General features: G+C 69.1%; 17 protein-coding genes. 7 read left to right on the top strand and 10 right to left on the bottom strand.

What is annotated here, in order from left to right:
* The first annotated feature begins 30 nt into the window (after nt 1-30).
* On the top strand, nt 31-411 hold the full coding sequence (locus tag K7396_RS34070) for a winged helix-turn-helix transcriptional regulator (protein ID WP_086715991.1): 381 nt from the start codon (nt 31-33) through the stop codon (nt 409-411).
* 32 nt (nt 412-443) lie between these two features.
* On the opposite strand, the gene K7396_RS34065 is transcribed toward K7396_RS34070, so the two are convergent.
* The 5 genes from K7396_RS34065 to asnB all read right to left on the bottom strand — a co-directional run bounded on the left by K7396_RS34065 (nt 444) and on the right by asnB (nt 6,303).
* A complete protein-coding gene (locus tag K7396_RS34065; protein ID WP_158101087.1) occupies nt 444-1,499 on the bottom strand; it encodes a helix-turn-helix transcriptional regulator in 1,056 nt (351 codons plus the stop codon).
* A 663-nt stretch (nt 1,500-2,162) separates the two neighbouring features.
* Nucleotides 2,163-2,690, bottom strand: a complete 528-nt coding sequence (locus K7396_RS34060) for a hypothetical protein (RefSeq protein ID WP_086715987.1) — start codon at nt 2,688-2,690, stop codon at nt 2,163-2,165.
* A 91-nt stretch (nt 2,691-2,781) separates the two neighbouring features.
* Entirely contained in the window at nt 2,782-3,723 is a 942-nt protein-coding gene (locus tag K7396_RS34055) for a diiron oxygenase (protein WP_086715985.1), read from the bottom strand.
* A gap of 27 nt (nt 3,724-3,750) precedes the next feature.
* A complete protein-coding gene (locus K7396_RS34050; protein ID WP_223660310.1) occupies nt 3,751-4,452 on the bottom strand; it encodes a methyltransferase in 702 nt (233 codons plus the stop codon).
* 15 nt (nt 4,453-4,467) lie between these two features.
* On the bottom strand, nt 4,468-6,303 hold the full coding sequence (gene asnB, locus K7396_RS34045) for an asparagine synthase (glutamine-hydrolyzing) (RefSeq protein ID WP_086715982.1): 1,836 nt from the start codon (nt 6,301-6,303) through the stop codon (nt 4,468-4,470).
* 375 nt (nt 6,304-6,678) lie between these two features.
* Here asnB and K7396_RS34040 point away from each other — a divergent pair, with 375 nt between their 5' ends.
* Genes K7396_RS34040 through K7396_RS34020 form a run of 5 tightly spaced genes read left to right on the top strand, consistent with a single transcriptional unit; the run spans nt 6,679 to nt 12,912 of the window.
* Nucleotides 6,679-7,920 (top strand): 3-deoxy-7-phosphoheptulonate synthase, encoded by a 1,242-nt coding sequence (locus K7396_RS34040; protein ID WP_086715979.1) that lies wholly within the window; start codon nt 6,679-6,681, stop codon nt 7,918-7,920.
* A 39-nt stretch (nt 7,921-7,959) separates the two neighbouring features.
* On the top strand, nt 7,960-10,089 hold the full coding sequence (gene pabB, locus K7396_RS34035; protein WP_086715978.1) for an aminodeoxychorismate synthase component I: 2,130 nt from the start codon (nt 7,960-7,962) through the stop codon (nt 10,087-10,089).
* Complete coding sequence (locus K7396_RS34030) at nt 10,083-11,558, top strand: AMP-binding protein (protein ID WP_174887022.1); 1,476 nt, start codon at nt 10,083-10,085, stop codon at nt 11,556-11,558. The genes pabB and K7396_RS34030 overlap by 7 nt, the downstream gene beginning before the upstream one ends.
* On the top strand, nt 11,552-12,367 hold the full coding sequence (locus K7396_RS34025) for an aminotransferase class IV (RefSeq protein ID WP_086715976.1): 816 nt from the start codon (nt 11,552-11,554) through the stop codon (nt 12,365-12,367). The genes K7396_RS34030 and K7396_RS34025 overlap by 7 nt, the downstream gene beginning before the upstream one ends.
* The gene (locus K7396_RS34020) at nt 12,364-12,912 is read left to right on the top strand and encodes a cysteine hydrolase family protein (protein ID WP_086715974.1); all 549 of its coding nucleotides are present in this window, start codon (nt 12,364-12,366) and stop codon (nt 12,910-12,912) included. The genes K7396_RS34025 and K7396_RS34020 overlap by 4 nt, the downstream gene beginning before the upstream one ends.
* Nucleotides 12,913-12,997: 85 nt before the next feature.
* Here K7396_RS34020 and K7396_RS34015 read toward each other — a convergent pair whose 3' ends face one another.
* Genes K7396_RS34015 through K7396_RS33995 form a run of 5 tightly spaced genes read right to left on the bottom strand, consistent with a single transcriptional unit; the run spans nt 12,998 to nt 18,950 of the window.
* Nucleotides 12,998-14,668, bottom strand: coding sequence for an AMP-binding protein (locus tag K7396_RS34015; RefSeq protein WP_223660309.1), 1,671 nt, complete (start codon nt 14,666-14,668; stop codon nt 12,998-13,000).
* Nucleotides 14,669-14,679: 11 nt separating this feature from the next.
* Nucleotides 14,680-16,593 (bottom strand): FAD/NAD(P)-binding protein, encoded by a 1,914-nt coding sequence (locus K7396_RS34010; RefSeq protein ID WP_158101086.1) that lies wholly within the window; start codon nt 16,591-16,593, stop codon nt 14,680-14,682.
* A gap of 26 nt (nt 16,594-16,619) precedes the next feature.
* The gene (locus tag K7396_RS34005; RefSeq protein ID WP_086715968.1) at nt 16,620-18,011 is read right to left on the bottom strand and encodes a TrpB-like pyridoxal phosphate-dependent enzyme; all 1,392 of its coding nucleotides are present in this window, start codon (nt 18,009-18,011) and stop codon (nt 16,620-16,622) included.
* A gap of 19 nt (nt 18,012-18,030) precedes the next feature.
* Nucleotides 18,031-18,354 carry an acyl carrier protein gene (locus K7396_RS34000; RefSeq protein ID WP_086715966.1) on the bottom strand — a complete coding sequence of 108 codons (324 nt, stop codon included), beginning with the start codon at nt 18,352-18,354 and terminating at the stop codon, nt 18,031-18,033.
* Complete coding sequence (locus tag K7396_RS33995; RefSeq protein ID WP_223660308.1) at nt 18,354-18,950, bottom strand: LysE family translocator; 597 nt, start codon at nt 18,948-18,950, stop codon at nt 18,354-18,356. Before K7396_RS33995 ends, K7396_RS34000 begins: the two co-directional genes overlap by 1 nt.
* 986 nt (nt 18,951-19,936) lie before the next feature.
* Here K7396_RS33995 and K7396_RS33990 point away from each other — a divergent pair.
* Complete coding sequence (locus K7396_RS33990) at nt 19,937-21,232, top strand: AMP-binding protein (protein ID WP_158101084.1); 1,296 nt, start codon at nt 19,937-19,939, stop codon at nt 21,230-21,232.
* Nucleotides 21,233-21,234 lie beyond the last annotated feature (2 nt).

Raw genomic sequence — 21,234 nt, 5'->3', positions numbered from 1 at the left:
GTGACACAGTCAATCCATGAATCAACGCCGATGCAGAACGGCACGGAGATTCCCATCAAGGAAGTCCTGTGTACCCTTTCGGGAAGGTGGTCACTTGAGGTCATGTCCGAATTAGACGGTGGTAGGCGCCGGTTCAACGAACTCACCCGCCGCCTTGAGGGAATCAACCACAAGGTGCTCATCGAGACGCTTCACAAGCTGCAGCGCGACGGGTACGTCAGAGGCCCCCTCACTGCGTCGAAGAATGCCACCGGAAGATTGGTCGGATATGAACTGACCGAGCTGGGAATGACTCTGCTGCAACTCGTGGGCGGCGTCCGGGAATGGCTTGACGAGCACGAGCAGAAAATAGTCGATGCGCGGAGCGACTTCGACTGGACGAAGCGGGAGATGGAATTCATGCGAGAGTAGGGTGCTGGCGCTGGAGCGCCGCTCCCGGGTTTCTATCTGCAGCTTTCCATCCAGGTTCGGGCAAGCTCGACACGGGACGATATGCGGAGCTTCTTGAAGATGCTGCGCAGGTGATGGGCCACGGTGTGCCGGGAAATGAATAACCTCTGGGCGGCCTGCGCGTTGGAGAGTCCGAGCGCGACCAGCTCGGCCACAGCGGTCTCGGTCTTCGTCAGCCCGAGGATTCCCGTGCCGGGCTCCTCGGGCCGGTCCGCCTGGTCGCGGGTGCGGCCGAGCCGGTGGAGCCGGCGTTTGAGCCGGGCCACGTCCCGGGGGGACTGCGCGGTGAAGTACCCGGTCGCGGCGTGTTCCAGCACCGTGATGGCCTGCTGCGAGGCCCCTTGTGCGGCGAGCAGCACTCCGAGGTCCTCCCTGGCGGAGGCGGCGGCCCATGGGTCGGGGTGATGGTCGGCGGCGAAGAGCAGATCCGCGGCACTGCGGCGGACGAGCCCCTCGGCGTGGCGGGCGGCTGCCTCCAGCGCGGGCATGTTCCCGCTCCGCGTGGCGAGCGCCCGGGCGGTGACCGCGATCTCTTCGGCGCTTCTCCCGTCGCGGCGCACCATGAAGCGGGTCAGCCACGCCGCGGCCGCCGGGTCCGCCAGCAGGAGTCTTTCGCGGTCCTGGCCCGGCGAGATGACCTGCTCCACCAGCGGAGCGGCCGCCTCCGCCCCGTGTTCCGCCTCGGTTGTCTGCACCACCATCCACGCACAGGCCGGGCCGTAGGTGTTCCCGAGTGCCCAGTCCATCGCGGCCTGCCGTACATACGCGCCGGCGGTGCCCAGGTCCGCCCGTCTCAGTGCGCCCAGGGCCAGGAGGACACGGGCGTACGGTTTCCAGCTCTTCGACGTCTCCTCAGGAGCCGCCAGGACGGCCTGCGCCTGTTCGAGCGCCGTGGAAACGCGTCCCCGGTTCCAGTTCAAAGCCGCTCGGAGAAGTTCCAGAACGGCTTGGTGATGGTGATTACCGGAAAGCGCAGCGGAACGCTCAGCGGCCGCAATACTACGTTCGGCTTCACTGTTTTGACGCAGGGTAATGGCCAGTCTGGCCATCCATATATGGGCCTGCAGTGGGACATCCGGACCGGATGTGCAGTGAATTCCACGGCGTGCGGCTTCCCGGGCCAGATTTAATGCTTGTCTGGGCTGGCCGTCGGCCCATTTCTCCATCGACGACTGCATGCACCGCCAGGTGGGACAATCCACAGGCGCAGTATGGCGTGCCTCGGGAAGGATACGATGAGGGTAAACTTGCATGACCCTGCTCCAAGTGTGAAGAATCCCCCGACAGTTCGGAACGTTATCACCTCCTCAGAGCCTGTAACACGATCATGAGCGCGCTTTCTTGACGTGTCGCCAGCGGGTGCGATAGCGGGCCAAAGAGACTAAGACGCCGTGGAGTTCGGCGGGGTTCCAGCGGGCCGCGAAGTGCTCGAAGGGGAGAGGCGGAGCGAAGCTCTCTCCTCGATGACACGGCAGGGTTTTCCCGTCCTTTGCTGCCGAGTGCTGCCGGGCGCCCGCGGGAGAAGGCGGGAATGGTCCGGCGCTTGCGGAGTTCATCGCGCCGGGTCGGGAGGGGCCGTGCCGGCGCACCTTCGTTCGCGCAGATGCGGGAGCTGTCCCTACAGGCCCGGGAGCAGGCGAGGTGGCCGACCCGTGCGGCCGAGCAAGCGGGATGCGGTGCGGCTGGCCGTCAAGAAGGGGGACGGTCGCGCTTCACGCGCCGCCCGCCCCGCCGGCGCCGGAACGCGGGCTGTCCAGCAGCGATTTGCTCTCCTCGCGTGCTGACGCACCCCAGAACAACGGGGCCTCATGCGCCATGAGCACGGCTGCCGCCCACCGGGGCTCCACGACGAGGAGGCCCTCGCGACCGGCCCACGGCGTGCAGGGGTCCTCCCGCGGCGGGGACTGCGGCGCGGCGGGCCGGTCCGTCATGCACAGGAAGTGGACCACGAGGTCACAATCCGCCGGACCGGCCCACGAGGGGCCGGGCCGGTCGAAGCCGGCCGACGTGTGGATCACGAAGTCCGTGGTGGACGCGAGGGGCAGACGGGTCCTCAGACGGAGCCGTCGGTTGTCCTGGTCCGGTACGGGTTCGTCGAAGCGGAAGCTGTGGTCGAGTTCGGCCGCGCGGTCGAGCCACTTGCGCAAGTTGTCCATCCACAGCGCCGGCTGTCCGTCGGCGAACTCCATGGGATTCGCGGGGGGTGCGGACAGTAGGGCGAGTATGTAGTCGTTGATCACCACGGTCTCCTGCCTCTGCGGGTCGGGACGGCGACGTGCCTGCCGGCGCGGAGGGGCACCTGTCCCCCTCCGCACGCCCGAGGCCGATGGGTCATGCGTGCTGGCGCAGACCGTGCTTGTCGAACGCTGCGGAGATCACCGGGTCGGAGAACACACCTTCCTGGGCCAGCATTCTCAGTGTGGGGGCCGCGTTGTCGACCAGGCTTCCGCGGACCCGTGGCAGTTCCACGGTCTCGGCCACCACGCGCGCCGGGTCTTCGAAGATCTCGGGGTAGCCGGCGAGCGTGCGTGTCATCGCGGCTTCGTCCGGTCGCAGGAACGCCAGGATGATCTCGGGCAGCAGGGCTCCGATCTTGGTCTGGAGCGGAGCCGGCATCTTCGGCCACAGCGACTTGAACAGACGCCGGAAGTAGGCGTGGTGCAGGCCCTCGTCCGTCGCGTGGTCGGCGGCCAGTTCCCGTACCGCCTGCTGCACCGAGGGATCCTTCGGCAGCTTGGTGAGACTTCCGGTGATCAGCGTCTCGGACACGATGGAGAAGAACAGCTTCACCAGGGGCCGGTACACCGGAAGTTCCGCCGCGTACAGACGGGAGAGTTCCTGCAGGAAGTACGGCCGGTGGAGAACCGGTTCCACACCGGTGTGGTCCCGGACCGTGGCCAGCAGGGTGTGCGACATCTCCGCGTGCGCTGCCTCGTCGGTGTAGATGCGCAGGAGGTCTTCCTTCATCGCCGCGGGCAGCCACGGGCAGAAGTCCGGTGAGTGCAGCAGGAGACAGGTCTCGTTCACCGGCCCCAGTTCCAGCTGAACGGTGAACTCCAGGTACACGTAGAGGGAGTGCACCAGGATCTCCTCCCGGACCTGTGCCGGGGCTGCCCGGACCTCGGGGTGGGCGAGCAGCGGGCACAGGTCAGGGGAAAAGTAGTGCAAACCGCTCGCGAACGCTCCGTTCCTGCGCGGTTTCGACCGCACCCAGGACCGGCTGTCCCACTGTTTGAACAGTGAGCGGTAGCCGGATTCTTCTGTTCGGTTCACTGGACCCGCCCCGTCTCCATTCTGTTGTCAGCTCCCAGGCCGATCTGCCGCATGAAACTCGAGCAACTGGTATTCGACATCGGCGAGCTGAGGGTGCGGTGCCGCGTGCAACTGCTCGAACCGCAGTCCCGCGCTGTCGGCCGCCTCGGCGAGCAGCTTGCGATTTCCCATGTTGCTGTAGCCGAGCAGGAGCCTGCCGCCTGGTTCGAGATGGCCGGCCGCCGACCGCAGGAACTCCTTGTGCATGGCGTATCCGGGGTCGAATATCGCGTGGTGCAGGGGCGTCTCGTGCGCGAAGCCCGTCGACGGCTCGATGAAGCTGGAGCTCCAGAACACCAGGTCGAAGCGTGCGTGGCGGTCCAGTGCGGAGTACATGTCGCTGTGCAGCACCTGCACCCGGTCGGCGACGCCGTGCCGCGCCACGTTCCGTCCGGTGTTCTCCACGGCCCGCTCGTTGATGTCCAGCGCGGTCACCCGGGCACAACCACTGAGGGCCGCGGTCACGGAGATCACGCCGGCTCCCGCCCCGATCTCCAGGAAGCTGCCGCCCGCAGGGTAGGGAAGCCAGTCCGCGTAGATTTCCGTGGACGGGCAGAGGGTCGGCGCGAAAACCCCTTCCAGCAGCTCGTATTCGCGGCCGCTCAAGGTGAAGGTGGAATCACGGTTCTCGGTGTCCGCGTTCATCCGGAGCAGGTTGTAGCCCCGGGTCAGACTGAGCTCGTCGCTCACTGCTCCTCCGTAGGGTCAGTACCGCAGTTCCGGGTTACGGATCTCGAACCACACAGCCAGGTCCAGGGCCTTCTCGAAAGCCGCGCGCGGGGCGCCGGCGATCTGCTGCGGCGACAGCTCGGCCGCCTCGGCGAGCTTGCTCCGGTCGAACAGGTCGAACACCGGGCTGCTCGGCTCCTTCAGCAGGATCTTGACCTGCTCCTGCAGCGCGCCGACGTACAGCGTGTCCTGGGTGGACGGGTAGGGGCTCTTGCGGCGCTCCACCACGGACGGGGTCACCACGTCCTTGACGGAAGCGCGCAGCAGGCTCTTCTCCCTGCCGTCGAAGGTCTGCATCGTCCACGGCACGTTGTACAGGTACTGGGCCAGGCGGTAGTCGCAGAACGGCACCCGGGTCTCCAGGCCCACCGCCATCGCCATCCGGTCGACGCGGTCCTCCAGCACCCGCATGAAGTGGTTCAGCCCCAGGTGGAGGGACCGCCGGTACATGCGCTGTTCCTCGTCCTCGCCGTCCAGGTACGGGACCCGTGCGGTTGCCTCCTGGAAGCGGTCGGCCGTGTAGGCGTCGGAGTCGAGCGCCGCGTTGAACTCGCCGGTCAGGTAGGCGGAGCAGTCGACCCGCTTGAGCCAGGTGGTGTGCCACGGGAAGGTGCCGCCGTACCGCGCGGCCTTCGACTGGTGCCAGACGTGGCCGGCGAAGATCTCGTCGGCGGCCTCGCCGCTGAGCGCCACGGTCACATGCTCGCGTACGGCCTTGAACAGCAGGTACATCGAGCCGTTGATATCGCCCATGCCCCAGGGCAGGTCCCAGGCCGCCACCACGGACCGCCGGAGGTCGGGGTCGGACAGCCGGCGGTGGTCGAGCACGATGTCGTGGTGCTCGGAACCGATGTGCGCGGCCATCTCCTTGGCGTAGGGCGCGTCGGCGGAGTCGGCCATCTCGTGGGGCTGGAAGTTCTCGCTCTGGCCGGGGAAGTCCACCGAGAAGGTGCGGGCCCGGTCCCCCTTGGCGGTCAGGTGCCGGCTGGCGATTCCCGCCAGGGCACTGGAGTCGAGGCCGCCGGAGAGCAGCAGGCCCAGCGGCACATCGGCGACCAGCTCGTGCCGCACGTTGTCTTCGACCATCTGCCGCACCCGGGCCACCGTCGTGTCCAGGTCGTCGGTGTGCTCCTCGGCGGACAGCTGCCAGTAGGTGTGCTCGCGCAGTCCGTTGCGGTCGAACTCGATGACCGTCCCGGGCGTCATCACCTTCATGCCGGCCCACACCGCGTTCTCGGACGAGGTGAAGAAGCTGAAGAGCTGACGCATTCCCTCCATGTCCACGACCGGCTTGGCGTCAGGATGCGCGAGAATCGCCTTGGGCTCGGACCCGAAGAGCAGGCCGTCCTTGGTCCGGGAGTAGTGCATGGGCTTGGTACCCATGCGGTCCCTGATCAGAGTGAGCCGCTCGTACCGGGAATCCCATATCGCGATGGCGCACATTCCCACCATGCGTTCCGCGATTGCGGCACCCCATTCGAGGTATCCGCGCAGCACGACCTCGGTGTCGCTCCTGGTGCGGAATGTGTGTCCGCGCTTGCGCAGTTCATCGCGCAGCTCGACGAAATTGTAGGTCTCGCCGCTGTAGCTCATGGTGACGGGGCCACCGGGCGTATCCACCGTCATGGGCTGTGTCCCACCGGGCAGATCGATGATCGACAGCCGGCGGTGCCCGAGGGCGGCGTGCCTCGACAGCCACTGCCCGGAAGCGTCGGGGCCGCGGCAGGTCATGGAGTTGGTCATTCCCGCGAGAATGTTCTCCTCGTGCGAGAGGTCCTGGCGAAAACTGACCCATCCGGCAACACCGCACATCTGCCGTCCTCCTGAAAAGTTCGCTGGTCGCCGGCCTCGGAACGCCATGTGAGCGATGGCCTGCGCACGACCGGGAATTCCGCAATTGCGGACGCTATACCTGAGGAAAGTACCCTGCGTGAGCGAAGCCGCACAACTACGTACCTCAAGGTGCGTGGACCTGGCCGAACCAGGTGGTACCAGTACCAGGTTGGGAGGTCACCGGGCCTTTAACGCGTGCCCGCGCCCACAATGCGCGCCCGTACGTGAAGCCTCTCGCGGCCTTTCGCGTACCTCAAGGTACCTACTTGAATCCGTATTGAACGGGATGTTCAAATAATCTTGGCCTGCGTCACAAGGCTCAAACGCAGGAAGAGGGGAATAGTGGCACGCCTTATGCCGATCTCGACCCGCATCGGAGAACAACGGTCCCATGCACGGGAAAGGACCACGTTAAAGACGTCGCCCACCGCCGGCTCCCCGCCCGCCGCCCAACAGCCCGACTGGCCGGACCCGGTCACCGCACTCGCCGTCCGCCGACGGCTGTCGGCCCTGCCGGCCCTGGTCGGCGCCGACGAGACCAGAGACCTGCTCGTCCGCATGGCCCAGGTGCAGCGCGGCGAGGCATTCCTGCTGCAGGCGGGGGCCTGTGCGGAGCCCTTCGGCAGGCACGCGGTGCGCGGCGCCGAGAGCGATCACCGGCTGATCGGCAGGATGGCCGACGCCGTCACGGCCCGGCTGAAGCTTCCCGCGGTGGCCGTCGGGCGGGTGGCGGGACAGTTCGCCAAACCCCGGTCGCAGCCCGTGGAGACGGTGGACGGGACGGTGTTGCCGATCTTCCGTGGCCTGCTGGTCAACGGCACCGAGCCCGACGCCCGAAGCAGGCGCGCCGATCCCTTTCGTATGCTCGCCGCGTACCAGACCGCTCGTATGGTGCTGGACCGGTTGCACCGGCTCGACGCCGCGACGGGGCGGGACCGCGTGTGGGCGAGCCACGAGGCCCTGGTACTCGACTACGAGGAGCCCCTGACCCGTTTCGACCCGGTCACCGGCGAGTGGTTCGCCGGTTCGACGCATCTGCCGTGGATCGGCGAGCGGACCAGGCAGCCCGACTGGGCCCATGTGGCCCTGCTGTCGGCCGTGATCAATCCGGTCGCGTGCAAGGTCGGCGCCGGCATCCGCAGCGAGGACCTGCTGGAGCTGTGCGAGCGCCTCGATCCGGACCGGCGGCCCGGGCGGCTCACGCTGGTCGTCCGGCTCGGCGCGCGGCGGGTCCGGGAACGCCTTCCGGAGCTCGTCGAGGTGACCCGCCGTTCGGGCCACCCGGTGACCTGGGTCTGCGATCCCATGCACGGCAACACAGTCGTCACCTCCGACGGGATCAAGACCCGGCACACCAAGGACGTACTCGACGAACTCACCGGGTTCTTCGAGGTACTGGGACGCGCGGGCCAGTGGCCCGGTGGAGTGCATCTGGAGGTCACCGGCGACCAGGTGACCGAGTGTGTCGGCCCCGGCGGCCCTGACAACGAACGCGATGTGGCCATCGGCTACCGGTCGCTGTGCGATCCCCGCCTCAACGCCACGCAGGCGATGCACGTGACCGAAGCGGTGGCGGATCTGGCCGCCCGGCACTGATCCGAACGGCGGGCCCTTGGCTCGGGAGGAGCAGCCTCGATGAGGACTCTGCTGATCGACAATTACGACTCCTACACGTACAACCTGTTCCAGTTGCTCGCCGTCGTCAACGGCGAGGAGCCGACGGTGGTGCGCAACGACGCGCCCGGAAGCGACGCGCTGGAATGGGACACGTTCGACAACGTGGTCATCTCCCCGGGGCCCGGACACCCCGGCAGGGAACGGGACTTCGGCATCTCCGCGCGCGTGCTGGCCGAGGCGACCGTGCCGGTGCTGGGTGTGTGTCTCGGGCACCAGGGGATCGCGCTCGGCTCGCGGGCCGAGGTGGTGCCCGCTCCGGCTCCCAAACACGGCCATCTGACGACCGTCCGTCATAACGGGCAGGATCTCTTCCGGGGTCTGCCGCAGGATTTCACCGCGGTGCGCTACCACTCCCTGTGCGTGCGGGAACCGTTGCCGGACGAGCTCGAAGGCGTGGGCTGGTCCGAGGACGGCGTCCTGATGGCCCTCAGGCACCGGCACCGGCCGCTGTGGGGCGTCCAGTTCCACCCCGAGTCGATAGCCACCGAATTCGGGACGGAGCTCTTCGCCAACTTCCGTGACCTCACGATCGCACACCGGTCGCGGCCGGTGCCGGTCACCAGCCCGCCATGCCCGGCCGCGGCGGAGGCCGAACTTCCGCACAGCACGGAGTACCGGCTGCACGTCAGCCTCTTCGAGTCCACCGTGGACACCGAGTCGGCCTTCTCCCACCTGTTCGCCGGCTCCTCGCACGCCTTCTGGCTGGACAGTGCCCAGACCGACCCCGGGCGTGGCCGTTTCTCCTTCCTCGGTGACGGCAGCGGCCCGCTGTCCGAGTTCGTGCGCTACGACAGCGCCGAGGACGTGGTGACCGTCGAACGGCAGGGCCACCTCCCCCGCCGCGTACCCGGCAGCGTCTTCGACTACCTTCAGGGCCGGCTCCAGCAGCGCCGGGTCGACCGGGCGGGGCTGCCGTTCGACTTCGCCTGCGGCTACGTCGGCTACTTCGGTTACGAACTCAAGGGCCGCCTCGGTTCACCCAACCGTCACGAGGCCCGGACACCGGACGCCGGCTGGCTGTTCGCCGACCGGATCGTCGTCGTGGACCACCACGACTGTCTGACCTACCTGCTGTGCCTCGCCGAGAACAGCGTGGAGGGCGAACTGTCCGCCAACCACTGGCTCGACGACACGCTCACCTCCCTGCGCGAACTTCCCCCCGCCGAACCCGTGCGGCTGGTGACCACACAGGCCACGGACGAGGCTCTGGTCGAGCCGTGGCTGATGCGGGACCGGAAGCAGTACCTGGACGACATCGCACGGTGCAAGGACGCGCTCGTGGCCGGCGAGAGCTACGAGATCTGCCTGACCACCGCCGCCGAACTCCCGGCCGTCGATGACGCCTTCGACTTCTACCGGCGGCTGCGCAGGTACAACCCGGCGCCGTACGCCTCCTTCCTGCGGCTGGGCGACGTGGAGATCGCGAGTTCGTCACCCGAGCGGTTCCTGAAGCTGGACCGGCAGCGGATCCTGGAGTCCAAGCCCATCAAGGGCACGGCCCCGCGCCATGCCGTGCCCGCGAAGGACACCGAGCTCAAGCTCGAACTGGCCAACAGCGCCAAGACACGGGCCGAGAACCTCATGATCGTCGACCTGCTGCGCAACGACCTCGGACAGGTCTGCGAGGTGGGCAGCGTCCACGTGCCCAAGCTGATGGCGATCGAGAGCTACCCGACGGTCCATCAGCTCGTCTCGACGGTCCGCGGCAAGCTCCGGCCGGGAACCGACGCGGTGGACTGTGTGCGCGCCTGCTTCCCCGGCGGTTCCATGACCGGGGCGCCGAAGCTGCGGACCATGGAGATCATCGACGAGTTGGAGCCGCAGGCCCGCGGTGTCTACTCGGGGACGCTGGGCTACCTGTCGTGCAACGGCACGGCAGATCTGAACATCGTCATCCGCACGGTGGTCTTCGCCGACGGAATGATGCACATCGGCGCCGGAGGAGCGATCGTGCTGGATTCCGACCCGGCCGAGGAGTACGCGGAGGTGCTGCTCAAGGCCGCGGCGCCGCTCCGTGCGCTGTTCTCCACGCCCGAGCAGCCGACGGAGCTGCCGGACACCGAACCGACAAGGACCGCACGATGGTGAACACAGCCGCCGACCTGGCCGAGCGCGCCGCACGATCGGGCTGGCTCGACCGCCCCGCGGTACACACCGCCGAACGCAGCTGGACTCATGGGCAGGTGCACGAGCTGGCCGCCAGGGCCTCGACGGTTCTGGCGGACCACGGGGTGCGGCCTGGCGACCATGTGGTGGTCGCGCTGCCCGACGGGATCGGGTGGTTCACCGCGTTCCTCGGCACCGCCGTCCTCGGCGCGACCGCCGTCCTCGTCAATCCCGACCTGACCGCCGACGGTCACCGGTTCATCGTCGACGACTGCAAGGCAGCGCTCGTGGTGACCACGGCGCAACGGGCGGGCGGCTTCGGCGGCACCGCCGTGCTGGACGTCGAGGCGCTGATGACGGCGGCCGAACACGCACCGGCCGCCGAGCCCCGGCCGGTCGCCCCCGACGCGCGTCTCTACGTGCAGTACACGTCGGGGACGACGGGTGTCCCCAAGGGGGTGCCGCACCGACACCAGGACGTGGCCGTCTACGCGAGTGCGGTGGGCGAGGAGCTCTTCCACATCGGTCCGGACGACGTCGGCCTGTCCCTGTCGAAGCTGTTCTACGCCTACGGGTTCGGGAACGCCGTCGCCTTCCCGCTGTACACCGGTTCCTCGGTCGTGCTGCTCGGCGACCGGCAGACGCCGGGGGCGGTGCGTGAGGCGATCGCACGGCACGGCGTCACGATCCTCTACGCCGTGCCGTCCGCCTACGCCAACCTGATCAGCGGCGGTGACCCCGCCGTGTTCGCCACCGTCCGGGCCGCCGTGTCGGCCGGCGAGAACCTGCGTCCGGACCTGGGCCGCCGGATCTCGGAGTTCCTGTCCGCGCCGGTGCTGGACCAACTGGGCTCCACCGAGGTCGGCCACGCGTTCTGTTCCAACGGGGTGGACTCCCGCGTGCCCGGTACGATCGGCCGCGCCGTCCCCGGATACCGGCTCGACGTGCGAGACAAGGCAGGCGATCCGGTTGCCGACGAGGTCGAGGGCGACCTGTGGGTCAGCGGTCCCACGCTGATGACGGAGTACCTCAACCGGCCCCAGGACACGGCTCGGACACTGGTGGACGGCTGGCTCGCCACCCACGACCGCGTGGTGCGGGGCAGGAACGGGTCCTACCGGCACGTCGGGCGCGCCGACGACATGGAAATGGTCGGCGGCGTGACGGTCTCCCCGCTGGAAGTGGAGGCCGCGCTGGGCGACCATCCCGCGGTGAAGGAGGTAGGCGTGACCGTGCTCGCGGATGCCCAGGGCGTCACCCAGCTGCACGCCTTCATCGTGCCCGGTGACCCGGACGGCCGGCCCGCTTCGCTGCCCGCCGAACTCGTCGCCCTGGCCCGGGAACGGCTCGCGCCCCACAAGGTCCCGCGCGTCGTGCACCTGGTGGACGCGCTTCCCCGCACGCCCAACGGGAAGCTGCGCAGGCACATCCTCAGAACCGGGAAGTGGTGAGCGACGTGGGCCCGCCCCCGGGAGGGGAGCGGGCGTTCCTCTGGCGGGACGGTTCCCTGCAGCCGGCGGACGGGACGCTCCCCACGGCCGGGACACGGTTGTCCCTGGCCGACTCCTGGCTGCTCAGCGACGGCCGGGTGCGCCGCGTCGACCTGCACCGGCAGCGCTTCCTGCGGGGCTGCGCCGAGGTGGGGAGCGTGTCAGAGGAGACCGCCGCGGCGTTCTGGCAGGCGGCCCTCGGCACGCTCCCCCGGTCCGGCGACTGGTTCCCGCGCGTGGAGCTGTCCGCCGGGGAGCCGGGCGAGCTGCGTCTGCGGGTCCGGCCGGCACCGTCACGGGGCGGACCGGTGAGCGTATGGGTGTCCGACACCGCCGACCCCAGGACGGCTCCGCGCCTGAAAGGGCCCGACCTCGACGCGCTCGGCGCGCTGCGCGACCGAGCGGTGGAGCGGGGCGCGCAGGAGGCGCTGCTCACCACGGAGTCGGGCGTGGTGCTGGAGGCCGGCTACGCGAGCGTGCTGTGGTGGGACGGGGAGCGGCTCTGCGTTCCGTCCCCGGAGCTGCCGGTGCTGGGCGGAGTCACCACGGCGGTGATCCAGGAGCGGGCCGCGCGGCTCGGCGTTCCGGTCTCGCCGCGACAGGTACCGGTGGAAGAGCTGGCAGGAAAAGAGGTGTGGCTGGTGAACGCACTGCACGGCATCAGGCCGGTGCGGTCCTGGGTGGGGACATCGATATGGCCGGGGCCTGCCCTGCGCGCCCCCGAGTGGCAGGAATGGCTGGCCGGCGAGAGCGGCGAGGTGCGGCGATGACCGAGGTCCTGGTGGTCGTCGACATGCAGAACGGCTTCATCACGCCGGAGACGGCACCCGTCGTGCCCACCGTGGTCGACCTGGTCGAGCGCTGGGAGCACACCGGGCGCGATGTCGTCTTCACCCGGTTCCTCAACCCTCCGGGTTCTCCCTACGAGCGGCTCATGCACTGGACCGGTTTCCGGTCGGCTCCGGAGAACGAGCTGATCCCCGGACTCGCGGACCACGCCGCCCGCTCGTTCGCCGTGGTGGACAAGGTCCGGTACTCCGCGTTCACCGAGGAGATGGACCAGCTGGTCCGGCGCCGCGGGTGGACGGAGTTCGTGATCTGCGGGATAGCGACCGAGATGTGTGTGCTGAAGACGGCCGTCGACGCCTTCGAGCGGGGCTTCCGGCCGCGGATCGTCACGGACGCGAGTCGGACGTACGCGGGCGACGCGGCCCACGAGGCGGGACTCGCGCTTGCCGCACGGCTGGTCGGAGCGGAGCAGCTGACGACCGTGAGTGCCCTGTTGGGCTCCGCCCACTCCTCCGCGACGGTCTGACGAGGGCAGGTGGCCCTCCCGCGCTGCCGTCGGTCCGGTAGCGCGGGAGGGCCACAGCTCGTACGGCGGGCCATGACCGGCGAGGCTACGCCAGGGCGGCCGGCGGTCCTGCGGCGAACTCGACGCTGCGGGACCTGCGCAGCCGCCGGACGGCCTCGCGCTGGACCTTGCCCGATTCGGTGCGGGGCAGGTCGTCCACGAACTCCAGGAACCGCACGCGCTTGGGCTCGGGCAGCCCCTTGTGCAGGTGCGCGAAGAGCGCCTCGGCGGTGGCGCGGCTGGCGTTCCAGCCGGCGCTGAGCACCACGTACGCCTTGGGTACCTGCGCCGTGCCCTCGGACACCGGTACCACGGACAGTTCGGCGACGGCGGGGTGCAGCACCAGCACGTGTTCCAGTTCGAGCGGGGCGATCAGTGCCCCGTCCGGTCCCTCGAACACATCCTTGCGGCGCCCGAGGTAGACCAGGGAGCCGTCGCTGTCCCACCGGGCGAGGTCACCGGTGCGGTAGAGGCCGCCGGGGGTGTGGCTGGTGGCGTTGTCCTCCGGGTCGAGGTAGCCGCGCATCATGCCGACGGGCTCGTCGGCCAGGTTCAGGCACAGCTCGCCCTCCTGGGCCGGCTCGTCGGTGCCGGGCCCGACCACCACCAGTTCGTAGCCCGGGAGCGGGTAGCCCATGGAGACCGGGTCCGCCGGGGAGGAGGCGGTGACCCCGGCCATGGCGGTGACCTCGGACTGTCCGAACCCGTTGCGGACGGTCACCCCGGCCAGCCCGCGGACCTGTTCGACCACGTCGCCCATGAGCGGTTCGCCGACGCTGACCGCGTGCCGCAATCCGGGCAGGCCGTCGGGCAACCCGGTCCGGATCAGTGCCCGCCAGATGCTGGGCGGCGCGCAGAAGCTGGTGATCTCCCCGGTGCTCAGCACCTGCAGCAGCCGCTGCGGGGTCGCGTCGGCACTGTCCATGGACACCACGGTGGCCTCGGCGTTCCAGGGCCCGAACAGCGAACTCCATGGGTACTTCGCCCAGGCCGGGGCGGAGACGTTGAGGTGCACGTCCCCCGGCTTCAGCCCGTTCCAGTACATGCTCGCCAGATGCCCGATCGCGTAGCTGACGTGCGTGTGCACCACCAGCTTCGGCCGTGAGGTGGAGCCGGAGGTGAAGTAGTAGAACAGCGGCTCGTCGGCCTCGGTGGGCCCCTCCGGCACGAAGCCGCCCTCGTGCCCGGCCGAGGAGGCGAAGTCGATCCAGCCCCCGCGCTCCCCGCCCACGATGATCCTGGTCCCGAGGCCGTCCACGGCGAGCCCTGACGCGATCCGGTGGTCGGCGATCACATGCCGGGCTCCGGCCCGGCCGATCCTGGTGCGCAGTTCCTCTGGCGAGATGGTGATGAACGCGGGCGCGACCACGGCCCGGATCTTGATCAGGGCGAGCATCAGCTCCCACAGCTCGATCCGGTTGTCCATCAGCAGCATCACCACGTCGCCCCGGCGGATGCCTCGCGACAGCAGCCAGCCGGCGACCTGGTCGGAGCGCCGGGAGAGCTCCTGGAAGGTCCGCTCCCCCTGGCCGACGATGCGCAGCGCCACCCGGTCGTTGCCCTCGGCGATCCGGTCGAACCAGTCGGTCGCCCAGTTGAAGTGCCGAGGCCGCGGCCACCGGAACGCCTTGCGCGCGGCGTCCTGGTCGTCGGCGTGGTGCAGAAGGAGGTCCCGCGCGGCGCGGAACTCCCGGTACGCGTCGTCTTGCCCGGACAACTTGTCCCCGATCACTGGAAGGTGTGGGACTCGGCCCGGCGCAGCACGCTGAGTGCTATCACGTCGGCGTCCCTGGAGAAGGAGGTGTGCACACCCGGCCTGCCGTTGCCGATCTGGGTGAACCAGCACACCCGCTCGGTCGGGATGCCCAGTGCGTAGAGGGCCCGGTGCGGCCGGCCGTCGGCGGCGATCACCCGGCGCTCGGCCGGGGTGATGTGCAGTGCCCCGGTGGCGAACATCTCTTCGCTGTCGGCGTGCACGAAGTCGACGGCCATCCGGTCCTCGACGAGCTGCCGCATCAGCGGATCGGTGTTGCGGATCAGTCCCGCGGTCGGGATCCGGGAGTCGATGAGCACGTCGCAGTGCCGGCGCGAGCCCTCGACGGCGGGGGATTCCAGGAAGAACCGGCCCGCTTCGGCGTCGCATCCGTGCAGCACGTCCGGCCCCGCCACGTCGAGCACCCCGGCGTCGACGAGGGCCAGGAACTGCGCGGTGCGCTCCAGCGGCGGGCCGGTGAACAGGGTCGAGGTGCGCGTGACGAACCGGCCGAGGAAGTCGGCCCGGTGGGAGCGCGGGGTCAGGCCGCCGAAGTCCACGGCGTGCCGCAGCACTTCGCGGGAATCCCGGATGGCGTCCAGCGCGGCCTTGAGCGGACTGTCCACGTTGCCCCGGCCGGCCTGTGTGATGTCGGCGAGCAGGATGCGCCGCACCTCGGCGACCACGTCGGCACCGGAGTCGAACCGTCTGGAGTGCAAGGGTCTGGAGAGCTGGTCCAGGTCGACCGGCTCCACGTCCTCCAGTCCGTGGCGCACGACCACCTCGCGCCATTTCGCCGGTTCCGGGCCGAGTGCGCACAGCTCGGCGCCGACCGCCTCGGCACGTTCCGGACCGTGCTGGGTCCGTGCCTGGGTGGTGTAGTAGACGTAGTTGATTTCGGCCTGCAGCAAGGACAGCACGTCCCGGTCGAAGTCCAGGGCGGGGGTGCCCCGTTGCACCGCGTTGCGCTCGCGCAGCCGGCCGATGGCGGCGGAGGTGAGGAACTTCGGCGCGGCGCGGCCGGTCACCCCCTTCTGGTTGCGGCCCCGCGAGCGGATCGGCAGTCCGCTGCGCGAGCCCGCGACCACCGAGGGTTCGTTGCCGCTGGCGACGTAGCACATGGCCCCGTCACCGTTCACCTTGAACTTCCCGCCCCTGCCGACGGTGAAGGACATCAGGATGTCGTAGAAGGACAGGCCGAGCCCCACGACGCCGACCTCGGTGCCGGGCGGGATCGACTGCAGGTCCAGATCGGCGGCCGAATCCCCGCTGAGGTAGCGGAGTCCGGGCCTCTCCTGTGCGAACCGCGCCAGCTCGGACTGGTGCTCCGACAGCTCCGCAGGGGCGTGCCCGGTGGTGATCACCACCGCGTCGACGGCCACGGTGCGCTCGTCGTCCGCGGTGGAGAGGCGGAGTTCGTAGCCGCTGCCGTTGTCCCGCAACGAGGTCACCTTGCCGACCACTTCGACGACCTCGCCGAGCCCGGACATGGACCGCACCACCGAGTCGTACACATACCGCAGGTACCGGCCGTAGGCGTACCTGGGTGCGTAGTCGTCATGGTCCAGTCCGGCCAGTTCCGGTTCCGGCTGCGTGGGTAACCACTGCTGGAAGGACAGGCCGGCGCCCGGCCGGGACGGCTCGCCGTCGAAGATCCCGGAGAACATGCTGATCTCACCGACGACGGTGTTCATCAGGAAGCTGGTCTCCTGGTCGGTTCGCCAGATCCGGCCGGCTCCCAGTTCCACCGCGTCGATCAGCCAGATTCTGATGCGTGGTGGCTCCGTCCCGGCCCTCAGATGGGCCGCGATCCGCTCGAAGACCGAGATCCCGCGCGGACCGGTGCCCACGATTGCGACGTCCAGCACCGTGTCGGTCAGGTGTTGCACGACCTGTCCCCTCTTTAGGCTCGTCGTCAGCGCGCAGCGGCGCCCGGCTCGTCCATGGCGGGCAGGCGTCCGAGCGATGAGGCGATCAACTCGTCCGACGCCCCCATGTCGGTCATGTTTCCGCTGAGGAACTGCTGGTAGGCCGACAGGTCGAGCAGTCCGTGGCCGCTGAGGTTGAACAGGATGGCCTTCTCCCTGCCCTCCTTCTTGGCCAGCAGCGCCTCTTCGATCGCGCCCCGGATGGCGTGCGCCGACTCGGGGGCCGGGATGATGCCCTCCTCGTTGGCGAAGGTGAGACCTGCCTCGAACACCGGGCGCTGCGGGTAGGCCACCGCCTCGATCAGCTTCTGGTGATACATCGCGCTGACCAAGGGGGCGGCGCCGTGGTAGCGCAGGCCGCCGGCGTGGATGCCCGGGGAGACGAAGGTGTGTCCCAGGGTGTACATCTTGGTCATCGGCGTGATGCCGGTGTAGTCGTTGTAGTCCCAGGCGTAGCGGCCCTTGGTGAGCTTCGGGCACGCCTCCGGTTCCACCGCGACGAACCGGGTCTCCAGGCCCTCGCGCACCTTCTCGTGGAAGAACGGCAGAGTGATGCCGGAGAAGTTGCTGCCCGCGCCGACCGAGCCGATCACCACGTCCGGGAAGTCGCCGATCGCACGGAACTGCCGGACCGCCTCCTGCCCGATCACGGTCTGGTGCAGCAGGACGTGGTTCTCCCCGCTGCCCACCGAGAGGTTGCAGCGCTCCACTTGGCGCGCGTGCTCGAATGCCTCGGCGTTGGCGATGGACAGGCTGCCGTCGGTGTTCGGGTCACGGGCCAGAGCGGCGCGGCCGGCCTCGGAGTTCTCGTTGGGGCTGGAGATGACCTTGGCCCCGTTCATCTCCATCATGATCCGGCGGTAGGGCTTCTGCTCGTAGCTGACCCGGCACATGTAGACGGTGCATTCGAGGCCGAAGATGCGGCAGGCGACGGCGAGGGCCGAACCCCACTGGCCGGCGCCGGTGCCGGTGGTCAGGCTGGTGATGCCGGCCTGCTTGTAGTAGTACGCCTGGGCCAGCGCGGTGTTCAGCTTGTGGCTGCCGGTGGTGTTGGTGCCCTCGTACTTGTAGTAGATGCGGGCCGGGGTGTCGAGCAGCCGCTCCAGCCGGCGTGCCCGGTGCAGCGGGGTCGGCCGCCAGCGCAGGTACTCCTCACGCACCGGCTGCGGGATCTCGACGAACCGTTCCTGGCCCATGCTCTGCCGGTACATCGACAGCGGGATCTGCGGGGTGACCGTACCACCGCCCTCGCGGCCCTCCGGCCTTGCCTGGCGCAGCTTCGCCGCGTCCTCGACTCCGGTGAGGTCGGACAGCACGTTGTACCAGTGAGTGGGAACGATTTCTTCAGCGGTCAGCGAGGCTTCAGCCGAATTCACCATGCGTTTCCGATCCTCGTTTCTAGGAATTTTCCACGTGCGACTGGACCAGCTTCACGAGATCTTCCACCCGAGCCAAAGCGGCCTCGAATATCTCGCTGTCACCGATCGTGATGCCACATTCCTTCTCGACCCGGACGACTATTTCAAGAATGGTCAGCGAGTCGATTCCGATCCCGCGCAACTCGTCATCAAGTTTGATTTCGGCCGGCGCGGACGGTCCGAGTGCGGCTGCGATGATCTCGCACACCCGGGTGTCAACCTTCACAGGAGACGTCAAGGCAATCTCTCTTCCCTGGAGTTCTTCGCTTTTCCGACTGTTGCGCTGGGCGATGGGCCCCGTCATCAGGCCATGGGCCCCGTCATCACCGCGGTGCGCAGTCCGAGCAGAAGCAGAACCGCTCCGCTCACCCAGGCCAGTCCCACCCGCATCACCGGCATGGCCAGCAGCCGCCGCGCCAGGCCGACCAGAGTGACCACCACGGCGTACCAGCCGGCGCTGATCATGATCTGGACGGCGGTCAGGGTGACCACGTCGGCGGGCGAACCGCCGCCGGCCGGCAGGAACTGCGGGATCAGTGCCAGGTAGACGGTGGCCATCTTGGGGTTGGCCGCGCTGGTGACCAGCCCTGAACGGTAGGACCGCCACAGGTCGGCGCCGCCGTACTCCTCGGGCACCTGTTCCGGCTGGTGACCGAACTTCCGCCGGTTGCGCACCGTCATCACCGCGAGATAGCAGAGGTAGGCGGCGCCGACCAGCTTGAATGTGGTGAACACCAGCGGAGAGGTCTGCGTCAGTGCGGCCAGCCCGAGGGCGGAGGTCACCGCCCACATGAGCAGCCCGGTACTGCTGCCGAGAATGGTCACCAGCCCGGCCCCGCGTCCAAACCGGAGCGTCTCGTTCACCAACACCATGAATGACGGCCCCGGAGCGGCCACCATTGCAAAAACCGTCGCGACGAAAACCCAAGTCACCATAAGGCCGCCACAGTTTCCGTCGGCATTCGACCGGAGGGTTCAGTCAACGCTTGTACATCCAATCGAAACGACCCCCGCCAAGGTTCGAAATCCCCCCGGATCTTGATCACCACCATTGGCACGCTATCCGCTGGGATGACCCCAGGCAACGGGCCGGAGGAAACAAATTCCGGTAACCTCGAGGATAGTTACGAGCCAGTAAGAATCAATTTTGGTCACCCCGCGGTGCGATGGCGGGCCCACCACGTCGCAGTCTCGTCTCCGATAGTGCACATTCGGCCATGCACCTGCCCTGGCTCATATGCCGCAGGCGTGTCCATCACCACATTTCCGCTTCTCGTGGAACCTTTCGAAGAGAAATGCACTCTAAGCCTCTTGGAGAAGGCCGCGATCGGGCGGATTCGCGCGCTCGTCGCGCCGGGCCCGGGCGGGTCCGGCGACTACCCCGTGGCGCCGCCACCGGCCGCCTCGGCGCGGCGCGTACGGCGGTGCACCAGCCGCACGGCCGCCCCGTGGAGCGGCAGCCCGAGGGCATGCGTCGTCGCCCCGAGCACCGCCGAGACCACGAACCAGGCGGCCAGGGCGCGGGCGGGTTCCGCAGGCCGGCCGCTCCCTCGGTCCGTGTCCCGCGCGGCTGGACACCAGCAATTTTCCTAGTTCCCCGCACCCGGCCTTGTCGGCAGTCACCACGCGCGGCGAAGCTGTCGATCGGCCGAGGGGTCGTCCCGGTGGGAGGGACTGCTGCTGACACGGACACCGCCGCCGTGGCGTCCGGAACGCGGATCTCAGAGGTCGCGCCGGCCGGTCCGTTTCCGCCGCGGCCGGTGAAAGCGCCTTCCCGGCCGCTGTGGTGAAGGCAGGCCGCCGGGTCGGGCCACGACCGCGCACCGGAGTTCCGCGCGGACGTCACTCGGATGTTCCTTCGCGGGCCGGCACGAAAAGGGGACGACGTGGTCGCTCAGCAGACACTGTCCGACGGCAGCGGGCCCGGACAGGTGAAGCCGGGGTCGTACCGGCGGCGGTTGCCGCAGACCCTGCCGCTCACCCTTGACGGCATGTTCACCAGCGTGGCCCACAGGTTCCCGATGGCCAGAGCCGTCCAGGAAGGGCAGCACCACCTCTCCTACGGTGAAGCCGAAGCCCGCGCCGGGCAGTTGGCGTCGGCTCTGGTGCGCGGTGGGGTGCAGTTGGGCGACCCGGTGATCGTGCACTGCGGTGACCACCGGCAGGCGGTCGTGGGCCAGCTCGCGGTGCTGAAGGCCGGAGGGGTGTGCGTCCCCGTCCCCGCGGTGTCGCGCGGTGCGCGGCTCGACCGGATCGTCGAGGTCAGCGGGGCGCGGGTGGTGTTGTGCAGCGCCCTGACCCGCCCGGCCTGGAGCTATCGCTGTATGTCCTGGGTGCTGGACGACCCGGCCACCTGGAGCAGGATCGCCGCCCAGCGGCCGGACCCCGCGCTGCCGCGCTCCGGACATACGGAGGCCGCCTACCTGCTGGTCTCCGACGCGGACCGCCAGGGGGTCGGCGGCTATCTGACCGACCACCGCGCCTGGCAACTGGCGCTGACCGCCAGGATCCGGCGGGCCGGCAGTGCGCACGACGGGGTGATCGTGCACCATCCTCCCGTCCGCGCGGCGACACTGCCCGCCATGTGGTGGGCGTTCGCGTGCGGGGGCACGCTCCACGTGCCGTCCCCCGACGGGGGTTTCGCCTGCTCGCCGGCTCCGAAGCGCCATGCCGCCGCGGTCTTCGGCCCGGACGAGTACGCGCGGCTCCTGCAGTCCCTCGCCGCGGACTTCCGCCCGGCGTCCCCGCGGCTGACCGTGCTGATCGGCGGCCCCTGTCCGCGTACGGTGATCGACCGCCACGCCGAGGTGCTGCCCCGGGCGCCGCTGTGGGTGGAGTTCGCCGCCGCGGACGGCACCATGCCCTGGACGGTCCAGAAGTTCAGCCCCGGCAGGCCCCGGCCGGAGCATCCCGGGGCGAGCCGTCCGGTGCCCGGCGTCCATGTGCAGGTGGTGGCCCCCGACGGGAGCCCCGTACCGACCGGACAGACCGGTGAAGTCCGCGCCACGGGACCGGCCTTGCCCTACGGCAGCATTCGCAGCGCCGACGGGGCCTGCCTGGCCGAGGACACCGCCCCGGTGCTGGCCTCGGGCCGGCTCGGACGCTGGAGACGCGACGGCACGCTGGAATTGCGCGGTCCGGCCCCGGTGCCGGCGCCCGCCGCGGGGCCGCGGAACCCGTAGGC

This window comes from Streptomyces angustmyceticus, from assembly GCF_019933235.1.
In the GTDB taxonomy this organism is placed as follows: Bacteria; Actinomycetota; Actinomycetes; order Streptomycetales; family Streptomycetaceae; genus Streptomyces; species Streptomyces angustmyceticus.
The sequence above is the reverse complement of the archived record's forward strand: the minus strand, read 5'-3'. Positions and strand labels throughout refer to the sequence as shown.

Coding starts and splice junctions, on each gene's coding strand:
- K7396_RS34005 (WP_086715968.1), bottom strand. CDS start 18,011: ATGGTGAATTCGGCTGAAGCCTCGCTGACCGCTGAAGAAATCGTTCCC.
- K7396_RS34065 (WP_158101087.1), bottom strand. CDS start 1,499: ATGGCCAGACTGGCCATTACCCTGCGTCAAAACAGTGAAGCCGAACGT.
- K7396_RS34000 (WP_086715966.1), bottom strand. CDS start 18,354: ATGACGGGGCCCATCGCCCAGCGCAACAGTCGGAAAAGCGAAGAACTC.
- K7396_RS34020 (WP_086715974.1), top strand. CDS start 12,364: ATGACCGAGGTCCTGGTGGTCGTCGACATGCAGAACGGCTTCATCACG.
- K7396_RS34030 (WP_174887022.1), top strand. CDS start 10,083: ATGGTGAACACAGCCGCCGACCTGGCCGAGCGCGCCGCACGATCGGGC.
- pabB (WP_086715978.1), top strand. CDS start 7,960: ATGAGGACTCTGCTGATCGACAATTACGACTCCTACACGTACAACCTG.
- K7396_RS33995 (WP_223660308.1), bottom strand. CDS start 18,950: ATGGTGGCCGCTCCGGGGCCGTCATTCATGGTGTTGGTGAACGAGACG.
- asnB (WP_086715982.1), bottom strand. CDS start 6,303: ATGTGCGGTGTTGCCGGATGGGTCAGTTTTCGCCAGGACCTCTCGCAC.
- K7396_RS34040 (WP_086715979.1), top strand. CDS start 6,679: ATGCCGATCTCGACCCGCATCGGAGAACAACGGTCCCATGCACGGGAA.
- K7396_RS34070 (WP_086715991.1), top strand. CDS start 31: ATGCAGAACGGCACGGAGATTCCCATCAAGGAAGTCCTGTGTACCCTT.